The 22,722-nt window shown below is 66.2% G+C and carries 17 protein-coding genes and 1 riboswitch; of the genes, 6 read left to right on the forward strand and 11 right to left on the reverse strand.

Annotation, left to right across the window (positions count from 1 at the left end):
* The first annotated feature begins 57 nt into the window (after positions 1-57).
* Positions 58-1,041, forward strand: a complete 984-nt coding sequence (locus MVF76_RS02805; RefSeq protein WP_297527267.1) for a serine/threonine protein kinase — start codon at positions 58-60, stop codon at positions 1,039-1,041.
* 1 nt (position 1,042) lies between these two features.
* Positions 1,043-1,387 carry a hypothetical protein gene (locus MVF76_RS02810; protein WP_297527268.1) on the forward strand — a complete coding sequence of 115 codons (345 nt, stop codon included), beginning with the start codon at positions 1,043-1,045 and terminating at the stop codon, positions 1,385-1,387.
* A gap of 131 nt (positions 1,388-1,518) precedes the next feature.
* Here the strand turns inward: MVF76_RS02810 and MVF76_RS02815 are convergent, their stop codons facing one another.
* The 7 genes from MVF76_RS02815 to MVF76_RS02845 form a co-directional block, all read right to left on the reverse strand.
* Positions 1,519-1,725: a hypothetical protein gene (locus MVF76_RS02815; RefSeq protein WP_297527269.1), complete on the reverse strand. Its 207-nt coding sequence runs from the start codon at positions 1,723-1,725 to the stop codon at positions 1,519-1,521.
* Positions 1,726-1,788: 63 nt separating this feature from the next.
* Entirely contained in the window at positions 1,789-2,853 is a 1,065-nt protein-coding gene (gene fba / locus MVF76_RS02820; protein ID WP_297527270.1) for a class II fructose-bisphosphate aldolase, read from the reverse strand.
* Between the two features lie 104 nt (positions 2,854-2,957).
* Positions 2,958-4,406, reverse strand: a complete 1,449-nt coding sequence (pyk, locus tag MVF76_RS02825; RefSeq protein ID WP_297527271.1) for a pyruvate kinase — start codon at positions 4,404-4,406, stop codon at positions 2,958-2,960.
* A gap of 57 nt (positions 4,407-4,463) precedes the next feature.
* Complete coding sequence (locus MVF76_RS02830) at positions 4,464-5,654, reverse strand: phosphoglycerate kinase (RefSeq protein ID WP_297527272.1); 1,191 nt, start codon at positions 5,652-5,654, stop codon at positions 4,464-4,466.
* A 152-nt stretch (positions 5,655-5,806) separates the two neighbouring features.
* Positions 5,807-6,811, reverse strand: coding sequence for a type I glyceraldehyde-3-phosphate dehydrogenase (gene gap / locus MVF76_RS02835; protein WP_297527273.1), 1,005 nt, complete (start codon positions 6,809-6,811; stop codon positions 5,807-5,809).
* An 82-nt stretch (positions 6,812-6,893) separates the two neighbouring features.
* On the reverse strand, positions 6,894-8,888 hold the full coding sequence (gene tkt / locus MVF76_RS02840; protein ID WP_297527274.1) for a transketolase: 1,995 nt from the start codon (positions 8,886-8,888) through the stop codon (positions 6,894-6,896).
* A 389-nt stretch (positions 8,889-9,277) separates the two neighbouring features.
* A complete protein-coding gene (locus tag MVF76_RS02845; RefSeq protein ID WP_297527275.1) occupies positions 9,278-9,844 on the reverse strand; it encodes a thioredoxin family protein in 567 nt (188 codons plus the stop codon).
* Between the two features lie 156 nt (positions 9,845-10,000).
* Between MVF76_RS02845 and metK the strand changes: the two genes are divergently transcribed.
* The 4 genes from metK (at position 10,001) to MVF76_RS02865 (ending at position 14,616) form a co-directional block, all read left to right on the forward strand.
* The gene (gene metK / locus MVF76_RS02850; protein ID WP_297527276.1) at positions 10,001-11,170 is read left to right on the forward strand and encodes a methionine adenosyltransferase; all 1,170 of its coding nucleotides are present in this window, start codon (positions 10,001-10,003) and stop codon (positions 11,168-11,170) included.
* Between the two features lie 220 nt (positions 11,171-11,390).
* Positions 11,391-11,469, forward strand: a riboswitch (S-adenosyl-L-homocysteine riboswitch).
* Between the two features lie 17 nt (positions 11,470-11,486).
* Positions 11,487-12,899 (forward strand): adenosylhomocysteinase, encoded by a 1,413-nt coding sequence (gene ahcY / locus MVF76_RS02855; protein ID WP_297527277.1) that lies wholly within the window; start codon positions 11,487-11,489, stop codon positions 12,897-12,899.
* Positions 12,900-13,031: 132 nt separating this feature from the next.
* On the forward strand, positions 13,032-13,877 hold the full coding sequence (metF, locus tag MVF76_RS02860) for a methylenetetrahydrofolate reductase [NAD(P)H] (protein ID WP_297527278.1): 846 nt from the start codon (positions 13,032-13,034) through the stop codon (positions 13,875-13,877).
* Positions 13,878-13,881: 4 nt separating this feature from the next.
* A complete protein-coding gene (locus tag MVF76_RS02865) occupies positions 13,882-14,616 on the forward strand; it encodes a 16S rRNA (uracil(1498)-N(3))-methyltransferase (RefSeq protein WP_297527279.1) in 735 nt (244 codons plus the stop codon).
* Between the two features lie 16 nt (positions 14,617-14,632).
* Here the strand turns inward: MVF76_RS02865 and MVF76_RS02870 are convergent, their stop codons facing one another.
* The 4 genes from MVF76_RS02870 to MVF76_RS02885 are packed head-to-tail and all read right to left on the reverse strand — an operon-like array spanning position 14,633 to position 22,717.
* Complete coding sequence (locus MVF76_RS02870) at positions 14,633-15,100, reverse strand: chemotaxis protein CheW (RefSeq protein ID WP_297527280.1); 468 nt, start codon at positions 15,098-15,100, stop codon at positions 14,633-14,635.
* 21 nt (positions 15,101-15,121) lie between these two features.
* Positions 15,122-16,114 (reverse strand): chemotaxis protein CheB, encoded by a 993-nt coding sequence (locus MVF76_RS02875; RefSeq protein WP_297527281.1) that lies wholly within the window; start codon positions 16,112-16,114, stop codon positions 15,122-15,124.
* Positions 16,107-21,815 carry an Hpt domain-containing protein gene (locus MVF76_RS02880; RefSeq protein WP_297527282.1) on the reverse strand — a complete coding sequence of 1,903 codons (5,709 nt, stop codon included), beginning with the start codon at positions 21,813-21,815 and terminating at the stop codon, positions 16,107-16,109. The genes MVF76_RS02875 and MVF76_RS02880 overlap by 8 nt, the downstream gene beginning before the upstream one ends.
* 5 nt (positions 21,816-21,820) lie before the next feature.
* A complete protein-coding gene (locus MVF76_RS02885) occupies positions 21,821-22,717 on the reverse strand; it encodes a CheR family methyltransferase (RefSeq protein ID WP_297527283.1) in 897 nt (298 codons plus the stop codon).
* Positions 22,718-22,722: the final 5 nt, after the last annotated feature.

Here is a 22,722-nt window from a genome sequence, read left to right on the forward strand (position 1 = left end):
CCCCGATCATGGCGCGTTTGCCCCCGCCATGCAACGCGTCCATGCGACAATGGGCACATGGACGCCGAAACCCACCCCTACGCCCGCCTGCAACCGGACCTGATCCTCGACGCCGTGGAGCAGGCCGGGCACCGCAGCAGCGGCCATCTGCTGGCACTCAACAGCTACGAAAACCGGGTCTACCAGATCGGGCTCGAGGACGGCGGCTTCCTGGTGGCCAAGTTCTACCGGCCCGAACGCTGGAGCGATGACCAGATTCTCGAGGAACACGCATTTGCCACGGAACTGGCCGAACAGGAAATCCCGGTGGTCGCGCCGCTGGCCCATGATGGCCGGACCCTGCTCGAACACGCGGGCTTTCGCTACGCCCTGTACCCGCGCCAGGGCGGGCGCTGGCCCGATCTGGACGACCCGGACAAGCTGCAGTGGCTGGGGCGCTTCCTGGGACGCATCCACGCCGTGGGCAAGGCCCGGCCCTTTCGCTACCGGCCGGCGCTGACCCCCCGGAACCTCGGCCGCGAGTCGGTCGACTGGCTGCTGGCCAGCGGCCTGATACCGGCCCATGTGGAGACGGCCTACGCCACCCTCGCCGAGGATCTGCTGCAGCGCATCGACGCGGCCTGGCAGCGGGCCGGCACGGTCGCCACCCTGCGCCTGCACGGCGACTGCCATCCCGGCAACATCCTCTGGACCGACGGCGGCCCGCACTTCGTCGACCTCGACGACTGTCGCATGGGACCCGCCATCCAGGACCTGTGGATGCTCGCCACCGGCGACCGCGCCGAGGCCAGCCGCGCCCTGTCGGAAGTGGTCGAGGGCTACGAGCTGTTCCGCGCCTTCGACCGGCGGGAACTGCTGCTGATCGAGGCCCTGCGCACCCTGCGCATGATCCACTACGCGGCCTGGCTGGGGCGACGCCGGGACGACCCTGCCTTCCGCCTTGCCTTTCCCTGGTTCCACACCGACCGCTACTGGGAAGAGCACATCCTGCAGCTGCGCGAACAGGCCGCAGCCCTGGACGAACCGCCGCTGGTCATCTGAGATGCCGCTTGCCCAACTACTCGACCGTCTGATCGAACTACTGGAGGCCCACCGGAGTCCACGCCTCGACTGGCTGCGCGAGACGGCCGCACTGCTCGACCGCGACCCCGAGGCCTTCTGGGCACGCCTGAACTCTGCAGCCTTCTGGGGCGGCGCCCACTCGATCGCCAACGAGGCCCTGGCCGACAACCCGGGGCTGGACCCGCTACTGTGGCAGATGCAGATTCGCGAGTTCCGCGAGCTGATGCTGGAGCTGGCCGAAATCCAGCGCAGCCGCGGCGACAGCTACCCTGACATCGAATTCTGGATCGCGGCCTACGACAACTGGAACCAGGCGGGGATCTGAACTCAACTGCCTGCGCCGAGCGGGAGGAGCGCCGAGGATGCCGAGTCGCCGAGTTCGCAGATCGGGTCTTACCAAGACCCTTCCGTGCTTTCAGCGGATTCCGTGGCGCTCTTGCTCGTTATAGGCAACCGTCAACCGGCTACGCGATGCAGGCTGCGCTCCCAGTCCGGGTTGGGCGCATCGCGCCGCAGCCAACGGCTGCGGCCGACCTCGTTCTCGTACCAGCCGCTGTCGTGGCGATTGGGCTCGGCCTCGTAGGCCCACCAGCTGCCATCGGCATCCTGGGCGACCCAGGCCGCCCATTCGGGCAATGGGTCGAAGGCGGGTATTCTTTTCATGCCGGCCACCCCCAGACGAAGAAAGGCGGCCGAAGCCGCCTTTCCTGAAGCACACAACCCGATTCAGTTGACGCGCGGATCCAGCTCGCCGGAGGCGTAGCGGGCGGTCATCTTCTCCAGATCGATGGGCTTGATCTTGGACGCATTGCCGGCCGTGCCGAAGGCCTCGTAGCGTGCCTTGCAGATGTCCTTCATGGCCTTGGTGGAAGCCGTCAGCCACTTTCGCGGATCGAACTCCTTGGGGTTCTCGGCCAGGAACTTGCGCACCGCGCCGGTGGACGCCATGCGCAGGTCGGTGTCGATGTTGACCTTGCGCACGCCGTGCTTGATGCCCTCGACGATCTCCTCGACCGGCACACCATAGGTCTGGCCCATGTCGCCGCCGTAGTTGTTGATGATCTCCAGCCACTCCTGCGGCACGGAAGAAGAGCCATGCATCACCAGATGGGTATCGGGGATGCGGGCATGGATCTCCTTCACGCGCTCGATGGCCAGGATGTCGCCGGTCGGCGGGCGGGTGAACTTGTAGGCACCGTGGGAGGTACCAATGGCAATGGCCAGGGCATCCACGCCTGTTTCCTTGACGAACTGGGCGGCTTCTTCGGGATCGGTCAGCAGCTGCGAGTGATCGAGCTGCTCGTCGGAACCGTGACCGTCCTCTTCGCCCATCATGCCGGTTTCCAGGGAACCCAGGCAGCCCAGCTCGCCTTCGACGGAGACGCCGCCGGCGTGTGCCATCTCGACCACGCGGCGTGTGACCTCGACGTTGTATTCATAGGTGGAAGGCGTCTTCATGTCTTCCATCAGCGAGCCGTCCATCATTACCGAGGTGAAGCCGAGCTGGATGGAACGCAGGCATACGGCCGGGGAAGCGCCATGGTCCTGGTGCACCACGATCGGGATATCCGGATGCTGCTCGGCGGCGGCCTGCATCAGGTGACGCAGGAAGGGCGCGCCGGCGTACTTGCGGGCACCGGCAGAGGCCTGGACGATGACCGGGCTGTCGGTCTCGGCAGCGGCCTCCATGATGGCATGCATCTGTTCCATGTTGTTCACGTTGAATGCGGGCACGCCGTAGCCGTGTTCGGCGGCGTGATCCAGCAGCTGACGCAGGGAAATCAGGGCCATGATGCTCTCCTTGAAATGTTGTCGTTGCGAATGGGTTTCAGGGTCCGGCATCCGGAACAGTGCCCGGGCCGGCCGTCCAGTATCCAAGCCGTGTCGGCGACCGTTCAGCCACCTTCGCGCAGTTCGTGCTCGCCGACGCGCAGAATCTTCATGGCGTTGGTGCCGCCCAGCACGCCTGCCAGGTCCCCCTTGGTGATGATCACCAGGTCGCCATCGCGCACGGCGCCGCGCCGCACCAATTCGTCGATCGCCTCCTTGTTGACCTCGGCATGGTCGGTGGAGGTGACATCGAAGCTGACCGGGTAGACGCCGCGGTAAAGGGTTACTTTTCTACGCGTCTCGACGTGGCGGGTCAAGGCATAGATGGGTATGCCGGAACTCACGCGGGACATCCACAAGGGCGTCGCGCCGGACTCGGTCAGGGCAGCAATCGCCTTTACGCCCAGATGGTTGGCCGTGTACATGGCCGCCTTGGCGATGGCCTCGTCGATGCGCTCGAAGCGGACCCGCTGGCGCCGCTCGGTGGCCATGGCGATGCGCTGGCGCTCCGCGCCCTTGCAGATGCGGTCCATGGCGGATACCGACTTGGCGGGGTACTTGCCGGCAGCGGTCTCGGCCGACAGCATCACCGCATCGGTACCGTCGATGACGGCATTGGCCACGTCGAAAACCTCGGCCCGGGTGGGGATGGGGCTCTCGATCATGGATTGCATCATCTGGGTGGCGGTGATCACCACCCGGTCCATGGTGCGCGCGATCTGGATGATGCGCTTCTGCACCGCCGGCAGCTCGGCGTCACCGATCTCCACGCCCAGATCACCGCGGGCAATCATCACCGCGTCGGAAGCCTCTATGATGCCCTCGAGGTTCTGCATGGCCTCGGCGCGCTCGATCTTGGCGACCACGCCACCGTGACCGCCGGCCTGGCGCAACAGGGTGCGGGCCTCCTCCACGTCCTCCGCGCTACGCGGGAAGGACACCGCCAGATAGTCGGCCTGCATCTCGGCCGCGACCCTGATGTCGGCACGGTCCTTGTCGGTCAGGGCCTTGGCCGACAGGCCGCCCCCCTGGCGATTGATGCCCTTGCTGTTGGACAGCTCGCCACCGACCACCACGCGGCAGTCGACCTCGGTCGCGGTCACGTCCTCGACCCAGAGCACCACCTGACCGTCGTCGAGCAGCAGGGTGTCGCCCCGGCTGACGTCCTCGGGCAACTGCTTGTAGGTGATGCCGACACGTTCCGCAGTACCCTCGTCGGGACTGAGGGTGACGTCGAGCACGAAGCGCGCGCCCTCCTCGAGGACGACCTTGCCCTCGCGAAAACGCTCGATACGGATCTTGGGACCCTGCAGGTCGAACAGCACGCCGACCTGGCGGCCATGGGCCCGGGCCCGGTTGCGCACCGTCTCGCAACGCTTGCGGTGCTCGTCGTGGCTGCCGTGGGAAAAGTTGAGGCGCACGACATCGACGCCCGCCTGGATGAGTTCGTCCAGCGCCTTGGGATCGTCGGTTGCCGGTCCCAGGGTGGCGATGATCTTGGTTCTTCTCAGCATGTATGGTCCGCGGGAAGGCCGGCGGACGGGAATCGCGCCCGCCGGCGACTTCGTTGTCTACTGTTTCGTCTGCTCGGCGCGTTCTTCGAGCATGGCCACGGCCGGCAGCTTCTTGCCCTCCAGGAACTCGAGGAAGGCGCCACCGCCGGTGGAAATGTAGGAGATCCGGTCGGCCAGCCCGTACTTGTCCACCGCCGCCAGGGTATCGCCGCCACCGGCAATGGAAAAGGCGGAGGACTCGGCAATGGCCAGCCCCAGGGTCTTGGTGCCCTCGCCGAACTGGTCGAACTCGAACACGCCGACAGGGCCGTTCCAGACGATGGTTCCGGCCTTCTTCATCATGTCGGCAAAGCGGGCCGCAGTCTCCGGACCGATATCGAAAATCATGTCGTCCTCGGCCACGTCCTCGACCTTCTTCACGGTCGCCTCGGCCGTCTCCGAGAATTCCTTGCCGACGACCACGTCTGTCGGCACCGGTATCTCGCCGCCCTTGGCTGCGGCGGCCTCCATCAGGCGCTTGGCCTCCGGAATGAGATCGGCCTCATAGAGCGACTTGCCGACCGGATGACCGGCCGCGGCGATGAAGGTGTTGGCGATGCCGCCACCCGGGATGAGCTGATCGACCACCTTGGACAGCGAATCCAGCACGGTGAGCTTGGTGGACACCTTGGAGCCGCCGACGATGGCGACCATGGGACGCGCCGGCTCGTGCAGCGCCTTGCCCAGCGCCTCCAGCTCGGCGGCCAGCAGCGGACCGGCACAGGCAACCGGGGCGAACAGGCCCACGCCGTGGGTCGAGGCCTGGGCACGGTGGGCGGTGCCGAAGGCGTCCATCACATAGATGTCGCACAGCGCCGCGTATTTTTTCGCCAGTGCCTCGTCGTTCTTCTTCTCGCCCTTGTTGAAGCGGACGTTCTCGAGCATCACCACTTCGCCGTCGGCGAGCTCGGGGGCCTTTTCCAGATAGTCCTTGATCAGGCGCACTTCCTTGCCCAGCAGGCCGGACAGGTGCTCGGCCACCGGCGCCATGGAGAACTGCTCGTCATACTCGCCCTCGGTGGGACGGCCCAGGTGGGACATGAGCATCACCTTCGCCCCGGCCTTCATGGCGTGCTCGATGGTCGGCAGGGACGCGCGGATGCGCTTGTCGGAGGTCACCTTGCCGTCCTTGACCGGGACGTTCAGATCCTCGCGGATCAGCACGCGCTTGCCGGCCAGATCGAGGTCGGTCATCTTGATCACGGACATCTGTCAGACTCCTTGGATTTCCAGGCTTGAAAACGATCTGCCAAGGCCCGGGCCTTGGCGGATGGTTCTCGCTCAAAGGCAGTGAGGCGTGAGGCGAAGGAGCAGGATCAAACCCCTTCCTGCACCGAACGCCTCACCCCTCACTCACAGCCTTACTTCGCCACGTGACGCACGAAGCGCAGCATGTTGCAGGTGTAGCCGTACTCGTTGTCGTACCAGCTCACCAGCTTGACGAAGGTGTCGTCCAGCGCGATGCCGGCCTCGGCATCGAAGATGGAGGAGTAGCCCACACCGCGGAAGTCGGTGGAGACCACCTTCTCGTCGGTGTAGCCCAGGGTCTCGCTCAGCGGACCGGACTCGGAGGCGGCCTTCATGGCGGCACAGATGTCGTCATAGCTGGCGCCCTTGTCCAGCTCCACGGTGAGGTCGACCACGGAGACGTCCGAGGTGGGCACGCGGAAGGCCATGCCGGTCAGCTTGCCGTTCAGCTCGGGCAGCACCTTGCCCACGGCCTTGGCGGCACCGGTGGAGGACGGAATGATGTTCTCCAGGATGCCACGACCGCCGCGCCAGTCCTTCATCGAGGGGCCGTCGACCGTCTTCTGGGTGGCGGTGGCGGCGTGCACGGTGGACATCAGGCCCCGCTTGATGCCCCACTTGTCGTGCAGCACCTTGGCGATCGGGGCCAGGCAGTTGGTGGTGCAGGAAGCCGCCGAGACGATCTTCTGACCGGCGTAGGTGTCGTGGTTGACACCGTAGACGAACATGGGGGTGGCGTCCTTGGAGGGCGCACTCTGAACCACCTTGCCGGCGCCGGCGTCGAGGTGCTTCTGGCAGGTTTCCTCGGTGAGGAACAGGCCGGTGGACTCGATGACGACGTCGGCGCCGACCTCGTTCCACTTCAGGTTGGAAGGGTCGCGCTCGGCGGTCAGGCGGATCTTCCTGCCATTGACGACCAGGTTGGTACCCTCGACGGCGATGTCACCCTGGAAGCGGCCGTGTACCGAATCGTACTTGAGCATGTAGGCCAGGTAGTCAGGGTCCAGCAGGTCGTTGATGCCGACCACTTCGATGTCGTCGCTGAAATCGCGAGCGATTGCGCGGAACGCCATGCGGCCGATGCGGCCAAAACCATTGATACCGACTTTGATTGCCATTGTCTCACTCCATGCTTTATAGAAATGTTCGCTTCAGAAACGACGGCCGGGGCAACGCTGGCCCCGGCCGTGTATTCGAGGGTCAGAACAGGGATTCGACCGTGTTCACCACATTGTCCACGGTGAAGCCGAATTCCTTGAACAGCTCGCCGGCGGGCGCGGACTCGCCGAAGCGATCCAGACCCACCACCGCGCCGTTCAGGCCCGTGTACTTGCGCCAGTAGTCGGTGACGCCGGCCTCGACGGCGACGCGACGGGTGCAGGCCGCGGGCAGGACGGATTCGCGATAGTCGGCATCCTGGGCATCGAACACATCGGTCGACGGCATGGATACCACGCGCACCTTGCGGCCCTTGCCGGCCAGCGCCTCGGCGGCCTTCACCGCCAGATCCACTTCGGAGCCGGTGGCGATGATGATGGCCTCGGGCTCGCCCTCGCAGTCGCGCAACACATAGCCACCCCGGGCGATGTTGGCGATCTGCCCGGCATCCCGGGTCATGTGCGGCAGACCCTGACGCGAGAACACCAGGCTGGTGGGGCCCTCCTTGCGCTCCACGGCCGCCTTCCAGGCCACGGCGGTCTCCACCGTGTCACAGGGCCGCCACAGCGACATGTTGGGCATCAGCCGCAGGGTGGCGATCTGCTCCACCGGCTGGTGGGTGGGACCGTCCTCGCCAAGGCCGATGGAATCGTGAGTGTAGACGAAGATGTTGCGAATCTTCATCAGCGCCGCCATGCGCAGGGCATTGCGGGCGTACTCGGAGAACATCAGGAAGGTGCCGCCGAAGGGCACGAAACCGCCGTGCAGCGAGATGCCGTTCATCATCGCGGACATGCCGAACTCGCGCACGCCATAGGACAGGTAGTTGCCGTCGGTCACGGTGCGCGTGATCTGCTTCGACTCGCTCCAGCTGGTGAGGTTGGAGGGGGTCAGGTCGGCGGACCCGCCCAGGAACTCGGGCAGCGCCTTGGCATAGGCCTCGATGGTGTTCTGCGAGGCCTTGCGGGTCGCGGGGCTCTCGGCCTTCTCGTCACAGGCCTTGATGAAGTCGCTGGTGATCTGCTCCCAGTTGCCGGGCAGCTCGCCCTTCATGCGGCGCTCGAATTCGGCGGCCAGGTCGGGGAAGGCGGCCTTGTAGGCAGCAAACTTCTCGTTCCAGGCGGCTTCGGCCTTGGCGCCGACCTCGCGGGCGTCCCAGGCGGAGTAGATCTCGTCCGGAATCTCGAACGGCGGGTACTTCCAGCCCAGGTTCTCGCGGGTGGCCTTGATCTCGTCCTCGCCCAGCGGCGCACCGTGGCAGTCGTGGCTGCCGCAGAGGTTGGGCGCGCCATAGCCGATCACCGTCCTGCAGCAGATCAGCGAAGGCTTGTCGTTGACCGACTTGGCCTCGTGAATGGCCTTGCTGATGGCATCGGGATCATGGCCGTCGACATCGCGTACCACGTGCCAGCCGTAGGCCTCGAAGCGCTTGGCGGTATCGTCGGTAAACCAGTTCTCGACATGGCCGTCGATGGAGATGCCGTTGTCGTCCCAGAAGGCGATCAGCTTGCCCAGGCCCAGAGTCCCGGCCAGCGAGCAGGCCTCGTGGGAGATGCCTTCCATCATGCAGCCGTCGCCGAGGAACACATAGGTGTAGTGATCGACGATGTGGTGGCCTTCGCGGTTGAACTGGCCGGCCAGGGTGCGTTCGGCCAGCGCCATGCCCACGGCATTGGTGATGCCCTGGCCCAGCGGGCCGGTGGTGGTCTCGACGCCGGGGGTGTAACCGTACTCGGGGTGTCCGGGGGTCTTGGAGTGCAGCTGACGGAAGTTCTTGATCTCTTCCATCGGCAGGTCGTAGCCGGTGAGATGCAGGAGGGAGTAGATCAGCATCGAGCCATGGCCGTTGGACAGCACGAAGCGGTCGCGATCCCACCAGTCAGGGTTGGCCGGGTTGTGCTTGAGGAAGTCGTTCCACAGCACTTCGGCGATGTCCGCCATGCCCATCGGGGCGCCGGGATGGCCCGATTTGGCCTTCTGGACCGCATCCATGCTGAGCGCACGGATGGCGTTGGCAAGTTCTCTGCGCGAAGGCATCAGTCTCTCCTGTTTAACGCTTGTGAATCCGGCTGGCCCGACAGGCTCGCGGCGTCGACGGCCGCGCGGCCTGGACTCTCGCTCGTGTCTGGCCAGGCTGCATTGTCGATAGCGTGGGTCCCTGCCGCCGGCCCGGAAACCGGCCCGGGGAAATCAATTCGATTGTTTCAGATGCGCCATCTGTGCCGCGCTCGGGGCACGGCCACCCGCCACCGGGACGGGTCGAGCGGCGTATTTTCCCCCAGAAGCCCATGAGGGGCAATAGCGCCCTCCCGAGCGGATTTTATGACCCCATCAGCCTGCAAGGGCCAGAAAGAGACAGCAAGGTTCGCCCGGGCAATACCCCGTACGTCAACGACTTGGCGCGCACTGCCGGATGGCAATCCGGCTCAGCCAGCCGCCTCCGACTTCCATTTTATGGAACAGCCGATGCTCGGAATCTGTTCGCTCGGTCCGCGCCCGGTCTCGGCCACCTGCTTCATGGCCTCGTAGAGATCGCGGCGCACATCGGGTGGCGCGGCCTCCTTGCGCGAGGCGTCGAGACGGCCGCGATACTGCAGTTCCAGGTCGGCGTTGTAGCCGAAGAAGTCGGGCGTACAGACCGCGCCATAGGCCTTCGCCACGTCCTGGGTCTCGTCGAGCAGATAGGGGAAGGGGAAGTCGTACTCGGCGGCCACGCGCTGCATGTTGTCGAAGGAATCCTCCGGATAGTCGGCGGGATCATTGGACATGATGGCCACGCAGCCGATGCCCAGCGCCTGCAGATCGCGCGCATCGCGCACGATGCGATCACGCACCGCCTTGACGTAGGGACAGTGGTTGCAGATGAACATGACCAGCAGCCCGCGCTCGCCGCGACACTGGTCGCGGGTCCAGACCCGGCCGTCGACGCCGGGCAGCGAAAAGTCGGGGGCGGGACGCCCGAAGTCGCATACGGGGGTTTCCAGACTGACCATGGCAGGCCTCCTTGGGTGAAACGGGGCCATCATGATAGTCATCGCGCACCCGCCTGTCCCGGCTCGCATTGGCGTGCACATGGCGCTAAACTGCCCGCGGCACGGCCCGCCGGGACGCGGGGAACCGACCCGAACCGACTGTCGAAGACGACAATCATGACTGAAAATCACCTGTTTACCTCCGAATCCGTGTCCGAGGGCCATCCCGACAAGATGGCCGACCAGATCTCGGATGCCATTCTGGATGCCATCATCGCCCAGGACCCGCATGCCCGCGTGGCCTGCGAGACCCTGGTCAAGACCGGGATGGTGGTTCTCGCCGGCGAGATCACCACCAATGCCAAGGAGATCAACTACGAGAGACTGGTGCGCGACACGGTCAATGACATCGGCTACACCCATTCGGACATCGGTTTCGACGGCCACACCTGTGCCGTGCTCAACGCCATCGGCGAGCAGTCGCGCGACATCAACCAGGGCGTGGATCGCAAGAGCCGCGAGGAACAGGGCGCCGGCGACCAGGGCCTGATGTTCGGCTATGCCTCCAACGAGACCGATGTGCTGATGCCCGCCCCCATCACCTATGCCCACCGGCTGGTACGACGCCAGGCCGAGGTCCGCAAGAACGGCACCCTGCCCTGGCTGCGCCCGGATGCCAAGAGTCAGGTGACCTTCCGCTACGAGAACGGCAAGCCGGTCGGCATCGATGCCGTGGTGCTGTCCACCCAGCACAGCGAGGACATCGATACCAACACCCTGCGCGAGGCGGTGATGGACGAGATCATCAAGCCGGTCCTGCCCGAGCAGTGGCTGGCGCAGTGCGCGGCAGAGAACATTCACATCAATCCCACCGGCCGCTTCGTTATCGGCGGGCCCATGGGCGACTGCGGCCTGACCGGCCGCAAGATCATCGTGGACACCTATGGCGGCATGGCCCGCCACGGCGGCGGCGCCTTCTCCGGCAAGGATCCGTCGAAGGTAGACCGTTCGGCGGCCTACGCCGGTCGCTACGTGGCCAAGAACATCGTCGCCGCCGGGCTCGCCGACCGCTGCGAGATCCAGGTGTCCTATGCCATCGGTGTGGCCCACCCGACCTCGATCAGCATCAATACCTTCGGTACCGGGCACATCGGCGACGATCGCATCGTCGAGCTGGTACGCGAGCACTTCGACCTGCGCCCCTGGGGCATCATCACCATGCTCGACCTGCTCGAGCCCCATTACCGGCAGACCGCCGCCTACGGCCACTTCGGCCGCGACGACCTGGACCTGCCCTGGGAGCGCACCGACAAGGCCGAGGTCCTGAAGGAAGCCGCAGGACTTTGAACGGGCATCGCCACTGAACCCACGACGGCATCCACCGCAAGGGGCCGCCCAGGGCTCGCGCGATGCGCCCTGCGGGGCAGATACAAGAGACAGGACAGCAAGATACAAGTGACCCGGAGCCGGTCATTCACCCTTCTGCGGCCAGGCAGCGCCAGCAACCAGGATGTTCCTTGTGCCTTGCCTCTTGTATCTTGTATCTTGTACCCCGGTTTCCCACCGTACTTCCGAGGAGCGCTGCAGCGGGATGACTCGTCAGGCTCGGAACGTGCGCATCAGATGAACAACGGCGCTCATCTTGCTCATTCAGGAGATGAACATGAATGCCGTTCCCGAGAACTTCACCGACTTCCGCGTCGCCGACCTCTCCCTGGCTGACTGGGGCCGCAAGGAGATCGCCATTGCCGAGACCGAGATGCCCGGCCTGATGGCGCTGCGCGAGAAATACGGCGAAAGCAAGCCGCTCAAGGGCGCCCGCATCGCCGGTTCCCTGCACATGACCATCCAGACCGCCGTGCTGATCGAGACCCTGGTGGAACTCGGCGCCGAGGTGCGCTGGGCCTCCTGCAACATCTTCTCCACCCAGGACCACGCGGCCTCGGCCATCGCCGCCGACGGCATCCCGGTGTTCGCCTACAAGGGCGAAAGCCTGGAGGAATACTGGCAGTTCACCCACCGCATCATGGAATGGAGCGACGGCGGCACGCCGAACATGATCCTGGACGACGGTGGCGACGCCACCCTGCTGCTGCACCTCGGCACCCGGGCCGAATCCGACCCTTCGGTGCTGGACAACCCGACCAGCGAGGAAGAAGAAGTCCTTTACGCCGCCATCAAGGCGCGCCTGGCCGAAAGCCCGAACTGGTACTCCAGCATCATCAAGAACATCAAGGGCGTCACCGAGGAAACCACCACCGGCGTGCATCGTCTGTACCAGATGGAGGAACGTGGCGAGCTGGCCTTCCCGGCCATCAATGTCAACGACTCGGTCACCAAGTCCAAGTTCGACAACCTCTACGGCTGCCGCGAGTCTCTGGTGGACGGCATCAAGCGCGCCACCGATGTCATGATCGCGGGCAAGATCTGCGTGGTGCTCGGCTATGGCGACGTCGGCAAGGGCTGTGCCCAGTCGCTGCGCGGCCTGGGCGCCACCGTCTGGGTCACCGAGATCGACCCCATCTGCGCCCTGCAGGCAGCGATGGAAGGCTACCGCGTGGTGACCATGGAGGAGGCCGCGCCCGTGGCCGACATCTTCGTCACTGCCACCGGCAACTTCCATGTCATCACCCATGACCACATGGCCGCGATGAAGGACGAGGCCATCGTCTGCAACATCGGCCACTTCGACAACGAAATCGACGTGGCCAGCCTGGAGAAGTACGAGTGGGAGGAGATCAAGCCCCAGGTCGATCACGTCATCTTCCCCGACGGCAAGAAGATCATCCTGCTGGCCAAGGGACGGCTGGTGAACCTGGGTTGCGCCACCGGGCACCCGAGCTTCGTCATGTCCAACTCCTTCACCAACCAGGTGCTGGCCCAGATGGAGCTGTTCAACCACCCGGACCAGTACGAGAAGAAGGTCTATGTGCTGCCCAAGAAGCTGGACGAGGAAGTGGCGCGGCTGCACCTGGAGAAGATCGGCGTCCATCTGACGCAGCTCACCCAGGAACAGGCCGACTACATCGGCGTGCCCGTGGAAGGCCCCTACAAACCCGATCATTATCGTTACTGAGAGATAGCCGCGGAAACCACGGAAACCACGGAAACATGCCCATGTTCACTGCGGCGCACGTGCTCCACGCGGCGCTGTAGAACCTGACATTTTCCGTGGTTTCAGTGGATTCCGTGGCCATCATTCCGGATCATGGAATCACAGAAAAAATTCCCGCGCACCTTCAGCTGCGAGTTCTTCCCGCCCAAGACACCGGAGGGCGCGGAAAAGCTGGCGCGTGTGCGCGAAGCGCTCACCGCGGGCATGCAGCCCGCGTTCTTTTCGGTGACCTTCGGCGCCGGCGGCAGCACCCAGCAGGGCACGCTGGACACGGTGCTCGCCATCCAGGCCGCCGGCCAGGAGGCAGCTCCCCACCTGTCCTGCATCGGCTCGACCCGCGACAGCGTCCGCGCGCTGCTGGAACGCTATCGCGCCGCCGGGGTCCGGCGCATCGTCGCCCTGCGCGGCGACATGCCCTCGGGCATGCGCGAGGCCGGCGAGTTCCGTCACGCCAACGAACTGGTGGCCTTCATCCGCGAAGTCACCGGCGACCACTTCCATATCGAGGTCGCCGCCTATCCGGAGTTCCATCCCCAGGCGCCAAATGCCTTCCGCGACCTGGAAAACTTCCGCCGCAAGGTGCAGGCCGGCGCCGACAGCGCCATCACCCAGTACTTCTATTCGCTGGAGGCCTACCTGCATTTCGTGGACGACTGCGAGGGCATGGGGCTGGACCTGCCCATCGTGCCCGGCATCATGCCCATCACCAACCACACCCAGCTCGCACGCTTCTCCGATGCCTGCGGCGCAGAGATTCCGCGCTGGATCCGCAAGCGGCTCGAGGCCTACGGCGACGACCGCGCCGCCATCCAGGCATTTGGCGAGGCGGTGGTCAGCGATCTCTGTCGTGACCTGCTCGAGGCCGGCGCGCCCGGCCTGCACTTCTACACCATGAACCGGGCCGAGCCGACGCTGGCCATCTGGCGCAACCTCGCCTGAACCCGTGCGCCTGACCCGGCTGTTCGTACCCTTCCCGCTCGCCGGCCAGGACGAGGTGGAACTCGACGAGCGCTGCCGCCAGCATGCCGTGCAGGTGCTGCGCCTGCGCGCCGGCGACCCACTGCTGTTGTTCGACGGCCAGGGCGGCGAATACCGTGCGGAGCTGATCGCAGCCAGCCGCAGGACAGCGCGCGCCCGGCTGCTCGAATTTGTCGATCGTGACCTGGAGTCGCCACTGGCGATCACCCTGTGCCAGGGCATCGCCCGCGGCGAGCGCATGGACTGGGTACTGCAGAAGGCAACGGAACTCGGCGTGGCCCGGGTGGTGCCGGTGATCTGCGAACGGACCCAGGTACGGCTCGATACCGAACGCCGCGAACGGCGCATGCGCCACTGGCAGGGCATCCTGATCCATGCCGCCGAGCAGTCGGGGCGCACCCGCATCCCCGAACTCCGTCCACCGCTGCCCTTGCCGGAACTGCTGGCCGAACCATTCGATGGCCTGTCGCTGATTCTGGATCCGCGCGCCCGGACGCGCCTGGCGCAACTGGAAGCGCCGGACTCGGCGCGGGTCGGCGTACTGATCGGACCGGAGGGCGGCCTGAGCGAGAACGAGCGGGAGGCGGCGGGGGCGGCCGGCTATCGTGGGATGGTGCTGGGGCCGCGCATCCTGCGCACGGAAACGGCGGCGGTGGCAGCGCTCACGGCGCTGCAGTTGACCTGGGGCGATCTGGGCTGAATCCGTGCCAGGTCGCTCAGGCGGCCTGTTTCCAGTAGCCGGTCACCAGCCCTTCGAGGCGCTTGAGGTCGGGAATGACGGCAGGCATCCCGTTGACCTGAACCCGGGCCAGTTCGCCGGTGGCGGGTTCCAGCGCACCGGCCGACTGCACATCGTCCGCGCCGACCCGGAGCAGGCGCGGAATGCCGGCGGTGACCAGGGCATAGAAGGGGACCCGCCGATCGCCGGTAACGGTGTTCAGCACCGCGATACGGGCCTGGGCCGACAGGGCCGGCACCGGCTCTCCGCGGAGCGCTTCAAATGAAATCAGGGGGATACGATGGCCGCGCCAGTCCATGACGCCCAGCACCCAGTCCGGTGCGTCGCTCACCGGGGCGGGTTCGGAATAGCCCACCACCTCGGCTACCGCCACGTTCGGGACCAGCAGCGTACTGCCGGCCAGCGGAACCATCAGGCTGCGCACCTTGTCCTGGATCACGTTCATGCCCCCTCTCCTTGCACCGGCCTATCCGGATAATACGCCCGCTTCCGAAGTCAATTCAACAACTTGCCTGGCGAGATCCATGGGGTCTCCACTGCCCGCGACGTCCACCCTGGCGCGTGCGGCATCCGGCATGCTGCTGATAACACAGCTATCGGCATTCTGAACCAGAACTGTACCCCCCCGGCGGACCACCTCCTCGCAGCCCAGCGCCCCGTCCTCGCCCATGCCGCTGAAGATGACGGCCCCGACCCTTGGGCCGTAGGCCCCCGCCGCCTGCTCCAGCACGTCATCGATGCAGGGCCGGTAGGCCCCCGGGATGTCCTCGTCGCGCAGCTCGATGACCCCGGCATCGGTAAAGGTCAGGCGCCGGTCGCTGGGGGTGACCAGCACCTCGCCGGCCAGCGGCCGCTGCCCCTGCTGCGCCGGCGCGACGCGCAGGGCGCACACCCGCCCGAGCTGTTCAGCCAGCAGGGGCACGAAGCTCTTGCCGATGTGCTGGGCAAGCACGAAGGCCGCCGGTATGTCCGCCGGCAGGGCACCGAGAAAGGCCTTCACCGCCTGGGGCCCGCCCAGCGAGGCGCCGAGTACCCACAGCCGACGCGGCGGTGCGCCGCCGGCCTCGCCCTCCACCACACGCAGCGCCGGCCGCGCCACGGGTTCCGGATCGGCCACGGCGGAGGCCGGCCGCCCGGCCAGCTCGCGCAGCTTGGCGACCAGGGTTGAACCCCAGCCCTCTCCGCCCGGTCCGCCGCCCTCGTTGAACAGGATGGGCACCGGGCTGGATTCGATGAGCTGTTCGAAGCGATCGATCAGCCCCACGGCGTCCTCGTCGAGGTTCACCAGTGCAACGTCGGCAGCAGTCAGCCGGGCCGCGGGATCGGCAAGCTCGCCGATGGAGGTCTCCAACACCACGGCCAGGCCGCTGTCCTCCAGCAGCCGGCGGAGTTGCCGGCTGCGGCGGCCGCTCTCGGCAATCAGGGCGACACGCAGGGCCGGCAGGCCGGCATCAGCCATGCTGCTTGCGGGCTGCGATCAGCTCGGCAATGTTGTCGAGCAGATCGGATTCCTGGTAGGGCTTGCCCAGGTAGCGGTCGACGCCGATCTCCATGGCACGGTTGCGATGCTTCTCGCCGGTGCGCGAGGTGATCATGATGATGGGGATGTCGCGCAGTCGAGGCTCGTTGCGTATGTGGGTCGCCAGCTCGAAACCATCCATGCGCGGCATCTCGATATCCAGCAGCATGACATCGGGGATATGCTCCTGCAGCTGGGCCACGGCATCGACACCATCCTTGGCGGTGATGACCTGCATGTCATTGCGTTCCAGCAGGCGCGTGGTCACCTTGCGCACGGTGATGGAGTCGTCGACCACCATGACCAGAGGCTGGGTGCGCTCCGGCTCGGCCGCGGGCGGCGCCTCGGCGCGGGCGACATTCAGCACCACGCCGCCGCGAACCAGCCCGGCCAGATCGAGGATCAGTACCACGCGGCCGTCGCCGAGGATGGTCGCCCCGGAAATGCCACGTACGGTCGATATCTGCGGGCCTACCGACTTCACCACGGTTTCACGGCTGCCCAGCAGGGCTTCGACCTGCAACGCCATGTGGTGATCACCGGCACGCACCAGCAGCACCGGCAGCCGCTTGGGTGCGCCGCTGCCCAGGACAGCGCGGCCCTGGCCCAGCATCTCGCCGAGATGGCGAACCTCGTATTCATGGCCAGCGTACTCGAAGCGCCGCTCGGGATCGGCGTAGAAACCTTCCAGCTCCTCCTGGCTCATGCGTACCACGCCCTCGATGCCGGTGAGCGGAATCGCGTAGATGTCCTCGTGCACCTGCACCAGAAGCGCCTGGTTGATGGCGAGGGTGAAGGGTAGACGGACAGTGAAGCGCGTACCCTGACCCGCCGTGGAATCGATGTGCAACGAGCCACCGAGCTGCTTGACCTCGCTGTTGACCACGTCCATGCCCACGCCGCGGCCAGCGATCTGGCTGACCTCCTCGGCGGTACTGAAACCGGTCTCCAGCACGAACTGCATGATCTCGTTGTCGGTGAACGCGGCATCATCCTCGAGCAGGCCACGCTCGCGCGCCTTGCGGCGGATGGCCTCCAGGTTGAGTCCGGCGCCGTCATCGGACAGGGTGATGACCACATCCGAGCCTTCGCGCTTGAGCGCCACCGTGATGGTACCGGTGGGTCGCTTGCCCCTGGCCTTCCGTTCCTCGGGCGACTCGATGCCATGGGCGACGGCATTGCGCAGCATGTGCTCGATGGGCGCGATGATGCGGTCGATGACCGTGCGGTCCATCTCGCCCTCGGCGCCCTCGATCACCAGCTCGGCGCGCTTGCCCAGTTCCTGGCAGGCCTGGCGCACGATACGTCGCATGCGCGGCGCGAGTCCGGAGAAGGGCACCATGCGGGTCCGCATCAGGCCTTCCTGCAGCTCGGTATTGACCCGTGCCTGCTGCACCAGCAGGGTCTCGGACTCGCGGGTGATGTTCTCCAGCAGATTCTGGATGGAGACCAGGTCGCCGATACTCTCCATCATGGCCCGCGAGAGGGTCTGCAGGGTGGAGTAGCGGTCCATCTCCAGCGGATCGAAGTCCTCCTGGTCCGAGCCGTCGATGCCTTCGCGCTCGTAGCGGTACAGGACCTGTGCCTCGGTCTCGATCTCCATCTTGCGCAGCTGTTCACGCAGACGATCGACCGTCTGTCCTAGCTCGGACAGGTTGAAGCGGTAGGAACCGACCTGCTGCTCCAGCCGGGCGCGATAGATGCTGATCTCGCCCGCATAGTTGACCATGTCGTCGAGCAGGTCGGCACGCACGCGCACCAGCTCCTGCTTTTCCTTTTCGGCCGGCGCGGCACGCTCCTCGCGCGGCACCTCGGGTACGGCAGCGGCGGCGACCGCGGCCTCCAGCTCCGAGACTTCCTCCGCCGCCGGTTCCGTGGTGCTTGCCGGAACCCGCGGCGTCTCGCCGCGACGCAGCGCCTCGATCTGCTCGATCAGGTCCTGTGCCGGGGGCACGGGCTGTCGCGCCTTGACCGCCTCCACCTGGTGAACCAGTCGGTCGTGGGCGGCATGCAACAGATCGAACAGGCCCTGGCTCGGCTGGACCTGGCCCTCGTCGGCCGCGATCAGCAGGGATTCCAGATGATGGGAGAGGTCACCGATCTCGGTGAGATCGCTCATGCGCGCGCCACCCTTGAGGGTATGCAGATCGCGCTGCAGGGCCGCCATGAGGTCACGGTCGTCCGGCGCATCCATCCAGGCCTGCAAGGTCGCCTCGCTGGACTCGAGGATCTCGTCGCCTTCCTCGAGAAAGACCTCGATGAGTTCCTCGTCGGGGCCCTCGTCGCCGGCATCCGCTTCGGCTTCGGATTCTGCCTCGAGCTCGACCGGCTCGGCCTCCGGTTCGATGGCCTCGGCGCCGGCGTCCTCGCCCCCCGGCTCGACGGGCTCGGCCTGGATCTCGACGACCTCGGTCTCGGCTCCGGCCATCTCCATCTCGACCGGCACATCGTCCAGTTCGACGGTCTCTACCGTCATCCCGTCCTCGTCGCGGGTGACGGCCTCGGGTTCGATTTCCACCGGCTCGGACAGCTCCGGCATCGCCCCCGTCTCCGGCAGGTCTGCCCCGGCATCGACAGGCCCCGCTTCCACCTCGACGAGCGGTTCACCGGGCGGCGTCTCCTCGACAACGGCTTCGGACAGCTCGATCTCCCCGGCCGGCAGGGACTCGAGCAGGTCCGGCGTGCGCACCAGTCCGGCGATGCGGGTGATCAGCGGCTGCACATCCGGCAGCTCGGGTGCGACCCCGGCATACAGCGGCAGGATGGCCTCGACCTGTTCAACGAGCTGGGCCAGCGCCCGGTGACCATCGGCCGGCATGTACAGGCGCTCGGCGTTCAGCGCCTTGGCATAGCGTTCGAACTCGGCGGCGATGTCGGCGATGGCCGTCGCGCCCGCCATGTGGGCACTGCCATGCAGGGTGTGCAGGGCACGGATCAGGGCCTCGTCGACCTCGCCGCGTCCGGCATCGTTGCGGGCCAGCCAGTCACGAATCGCCGCCAGGTGTTCCGCGGACTCACGGCTGAAGATGTCATAGAGCACCGGGTCGATGGCCGGCTCGGCGGCTTCGGCAGCAGTGCCGGCCTCCTCGGCACGCAGCGGGATGACCTCGGCGGGTACCGGTTCGGCAGTCCTGAGATCGTCGAAGCTGATGGTCTCGCCCCGCGCATAGGCCTCGGCCCTGGCCATCAGGCCCATGATGTCGCTGGTGGGACGACGCCGGCTCTGCAACTGCTCGACCAGTTGCGGCAGCGCCTCGTTGGCCAGCTCGAGCAGACGGCACAGGCTGTCGTTGCGCTCGACCGTGCCATCGATGACCCGGTTGAGCATGTTCTCGAAGGCCCAGGCAAATTCACCAATGAGCATGGCGCCAACCAGCCGTCCACTGCCCTTGAGGGTATGGAAGGAACGGCGCATGCTGGTGAGCGCCTCCTGGTCCTCGGCATTGGCCACCCAGGCCGGCAGGGTCTCGCCGATGTTGGCGACCTCTTCCTGAGCCTCCTCGAGGAAAATCTCCAGGATTTCCTCGTCGACCTCGCCGCCGTCCAGCACCGGGAACGGATAGTCTTCCTCCGGCGTTTCGGCAACAGCCTCGGTCTCGGGGAGTTCGATTGGCGCTTCCGTCTCGTCGACGGCCTGGATCTCGACCTCCTCGACCTCGAACTCGCCGAGATCCTCGATGGCGGCCTCCCCGGGTTCGGGCAGTTCTGCCTCGAACTCGCCGAGGTCCTCGACCACCAGCTCGCCCCGTGGTTCGACTTCGCCCGTGTCCTCGGCCTCGGCGGGGATTTCGAACTCGCCCGGGTCGATGGCCTCCAGCTCCGGCCCGCCGTCCTCCTCGGGCAGTTCCAGAGTCTCCATCTCGATGGCCGGCATTGCCTCGCCGCCGGTCTCTTCGCCCTCGACGGACGCATGCCCGGCAACCTCCGCAGAGGCGGCATCGGCCTCGTCGGCCGGGCCAGCCGCGGCTACCCCAAGGGCATCGAGACTGTTCTGGACCACGTCAAGGATGTCGCCACCCAGCACCTTGCTTTCGCGCAGGTTCTCCAGGTAGTACTCGATACCCGAAATGGCATCTGCCAGATGATCCAGGGCTTCCTGTTCGGGCACGGCCCGCGGCTCGATGACCCTGTTGGCAACGAAATCCGTGACTGCATCCAGCTGACCGGCGGCGCGGGTCTCGTTCAGCAGCAACAAGCCGCCCTTGATCTGGTGGAACCACTGCGGAACCATCTCCAGCGGCGACAGATCCTGCGGATTGCCGATGAAGCTGACGATGGCCTCCTTGGCACGGGCGATGTCACGGATGGCCTCGTCGGCGACCACGGCGCGCACCTGATTGAATTCGGCGTCCGGCACCTGATCCGCAGCGACAGAGGACTCTTCCGCGAGCTCTGACTCCTCCAGGGCACCGCTCTGAATGCCATCCAGGGCGGATTCCACGGCCAGCAGCGCACCGGCGATGCCCATCAACCGGTCTTCCTCGGGCTCGCAGCGCCCCGCGACCATGTCCGCGGCCAGGGCGGCCTGTTCCTGCACCTTCTTGCGCAGCGCGCCCAGCCCCAGCATGCCCAGGGTGTCGCCGATGCGCTCGAGCATCTCCGCAGCCGGACCCAGGTCGGCAACCGCCTTCCGGCCACCGCGCATGAACAGATCCAGGGTGTCCTTGACGTGGGCCATGTCCTCCTTGATGGCGGCGGAGACCGTGGCCATGAGTTCCTGGTTGTGGCCGGACAGGCTCTGTTCTGCGGCACTGATCTCGTCCTGATCGGGCAACAGGGCGTCGAGACCGAACGTATCCTTGACCCGGTCGACTTCGGGCGCGCCGCGGCTGGCGCGGGCAACATAGAACAGCAGGTTCTTGAGCAGATCGGCAGGCACGGCATCGGCCAGCGCAGCCTCGCCCTGGTCGATCAGCGCCTTGATCTGGCGGTCCACCTGGCCCAGCAACAGCTTGCTGGCCATGCTCGCATCCAGCAGGTCCTCGCGCAGGGCCTCGACCACGGCCCCGGCCACCCACCACAGGCGACGCAGCTCGTGACGACTGGACGCATCGCGCAGCACAGCCAGCACCTCGGCCATGGCGGACAGGCTGCCGGACACGTCCTGCTCGCGGAACCAGCCCAGCAGGCCGACCTGATACTGGTGACGACGTGCGCGCGCCACTGCCTGCACATCCTCGCCCACCGCAGGTCCGGCCACGGACTCGGGCAGTGGCCGGGCGATGTCAGGTGTAAAAAGCGCGTTCTCGGACAGCAGGCTCTCGCCGCGGATGGCCCGCAGGTCGTTGAGCAGCGGCAACAGCACCAGCGGCACGTCCCGGTGGCCCGCCGACAGCCGGTCCAGATAGTCCGGCAGCTGGAGCACACCGCGCATGATCAGCTCATAGGCTTCCTGCTTCTGAGACACCTTGCCGTCGAGCAGTGCCAGGGCGAGCTTTTCCATTTCCTCGGCCAGCATGCTGGCGCCATAAAGCTCGACCATCTGCAGGGTGCCGTAGACCTGATGCAGGTGTACGCTGCAGAACTGCAGCTGCGCGGCGTCGTCGGGATTCTCGACGTAGGCCTCCAGCGCCTGGCGCGCCTGCTTGAGCGTCTCATCCAGTTCCTGCTTGACCCAGTTCAGGGTGCTGTGATCGATCACTGAGTTCATCCTAGTCCCTTTGCATCACCGACCGCCGGCAGGCGCCGGTAGGCCAGCGTGCCCTCGTAGCGGATTCGTTCCATCTGCGGATGGCGCCACAGCGGCATGTCCCCGGGTCCCAGCAGCAGCACACCCCCCGGGCGCAGCCGCTCTGCGAGCTGTGCAAGAATCTCCGCGCGCCGCGGACGATCGAAATAGATCAGGACATTCTGACAGTAGACGAGATCCAGACCCTGCCAGGGGCACTCCGCAAGGTCAGCCAGGTTCTGCGGCGTGAAGCACACTCGGCTGCGCACCTCCGAAAGCACCTCGAAGCCCTGCGCATCGCAGCGAAGATAATGCCGGTAGCCCTGCGGAATGCCTCCCAGGCGACGCAGCGGGTAGCGACCGCAGCGGGCCTGCGCCAGCGCCGGCAGGCTGACATCGGTCGCCCAGATGGCGAAGCGGGCCGGCGAGGCCGCCCGGGCAAAGGCCGCATCGCAGAGCATGGCCAGCGAATAGGGTTCCTCGCCCGTCGCACAGCCAACGCTCCATGCCTGGAAGCAGTCGCCTTCACCGGCTTCCGCAAGAAATGCGGGCAACAGCTGCTCGCCGATCAGCGCGAAGGATGGCTCGTGCCGGAAGAAGCTGGTCTCGTGTACCGTCAGCCGGTCGACCAGGATGGACCACTCGGCCAGACCGCCCTTGCCGCGCGCGAGCAGGTCGTAATAGCCCTGCGGATCGTGGCAGCCGATCTCCTGCATGCGCCTGCGCAGCCCGGAAGCGAGAAAGGACTGCCTCTCTTCCGGGACGCGGATGCCGATGCGGGATTCCAGCAGCCGGTTCCAGCGCCGGAGCTGGTCCTGGTCCAGCTCCGGCAACCGGTTTTCCGGGGGGGCGGGTATGGCTGCAGTGGCCGGCATGGCCG

The sequence above is a fragment of the Thiohalobacter sp. genome (assembly GCF_027000115.1).
In the GTDB taxonomy this organism is placed as follows: Bacteria; Pseudomonadota; Gammaproteobacteria; order Thiohalobacterales; family Thiohalobacteraceae; genus JALTON01.

Bases quoted from the DNA above. Each gene is read 5' to 3' on its own strand.
- MVF76_RS02805 (WP_297527267.1), top strand. From the start codon at position 58: ATGGACGCCGAAACCCACCCCTACGCCCGCCTGCAACCGGACCTGATC.
- MVF76_RS02810 (WP_297527268.1), top strand. From the start codon at position 1,043: ATGCCGCTTGCCCAACTACTCGACCGTCTGATCGAACTACTGGAGGCC.
- MVF76_RS02815 (WP_297527269.1), bottom strand. From the start codon at position 1,725: ATGAAAAGAATACCCGCCTTCGACCCATTGCCCGAATGGGCGGCCTGG.
- fba (WP_297527270.1), bottom strand. From the start codon at position 2,853: ATGGCCCTGATTTCCCTGCGTCAGCTGCTGGATCACGCCGCCGAACAC.
- pyk (WP_297527271.1), bottom strand. From the start codon at position 4,406: ATGCTGAGAAGAACCAAGATCATCGCCACCCTGGGACCGGCAACCGAC.
- MVF76_RS02830 (WP_297527272.1), bottom strand. From the start codon at position 5,654: ATGTCCGTGATCAAGATGACCGACCTCGATCTGGCCGGCAAGCGCGTG.
- gap (WP_297527273.1), bottom strand. From the start codon at position 6,811: ATGGCAATCAAAGTCGGTATCAATGGTTTTGGCCGCATCGGCCGCATG.
- tkt (WP_297527274.1), bottom strand. From the start codon at position 8,888: ATGCCTTCGCGCAGAGAACTTGCCAACGCCATCCGTGCGCTCAGCATG.
- MVF76_RS02845 (WP_297527275.1), bottom strand. From the start codon at position 9,844: ATGGTCAGTCTGGAAACCCCCGTATGCGACTTCGGGCGTCCCGCCCCC.
- metK (WP_297527276.1), top strand. From the start codon at position 10,001: ATGACTGAAAATCACCTGTTTACCTCCGAATCCGTGTCCGAGGGCCAT.
- ahcY (WP_297527277.1), top strand. From the start codon at position 11,487: ATGAATGCCGTTCCCGAGAACTTCACCGACTTCCGCGTCGCCGACCTC.
- metF (WP_297527278.1), top strand. From the start codon at position 13,032: ATGGAATCACAGAAAAAATTCCCGCGCACCTTCAGCTGCGAGTTCTTC.
- MVF76_RS02870 (WP_297527280.1), bottom strand. From the start codon at position 15,100: ATGAACGTGATCCAGGACAAGGTGCGCAGCCTGATGGTTCCGCTGGCC.
- MVF76_RS02875 (WP_297527281.1), bottom strand. From the start codon at position 16,114: ATGGCTGATGCCGGCCTGCCGGCCCTGCGTGTCGCCCTGATTGCCGAG.
- MVF76_RS02885 (WP_297527283.1), bottom strand. From the start codon at position 22,717: ATGCCGGCCACTGCAGCCATACCCGCCCCCCCGGAAAACCGGTTGCCG.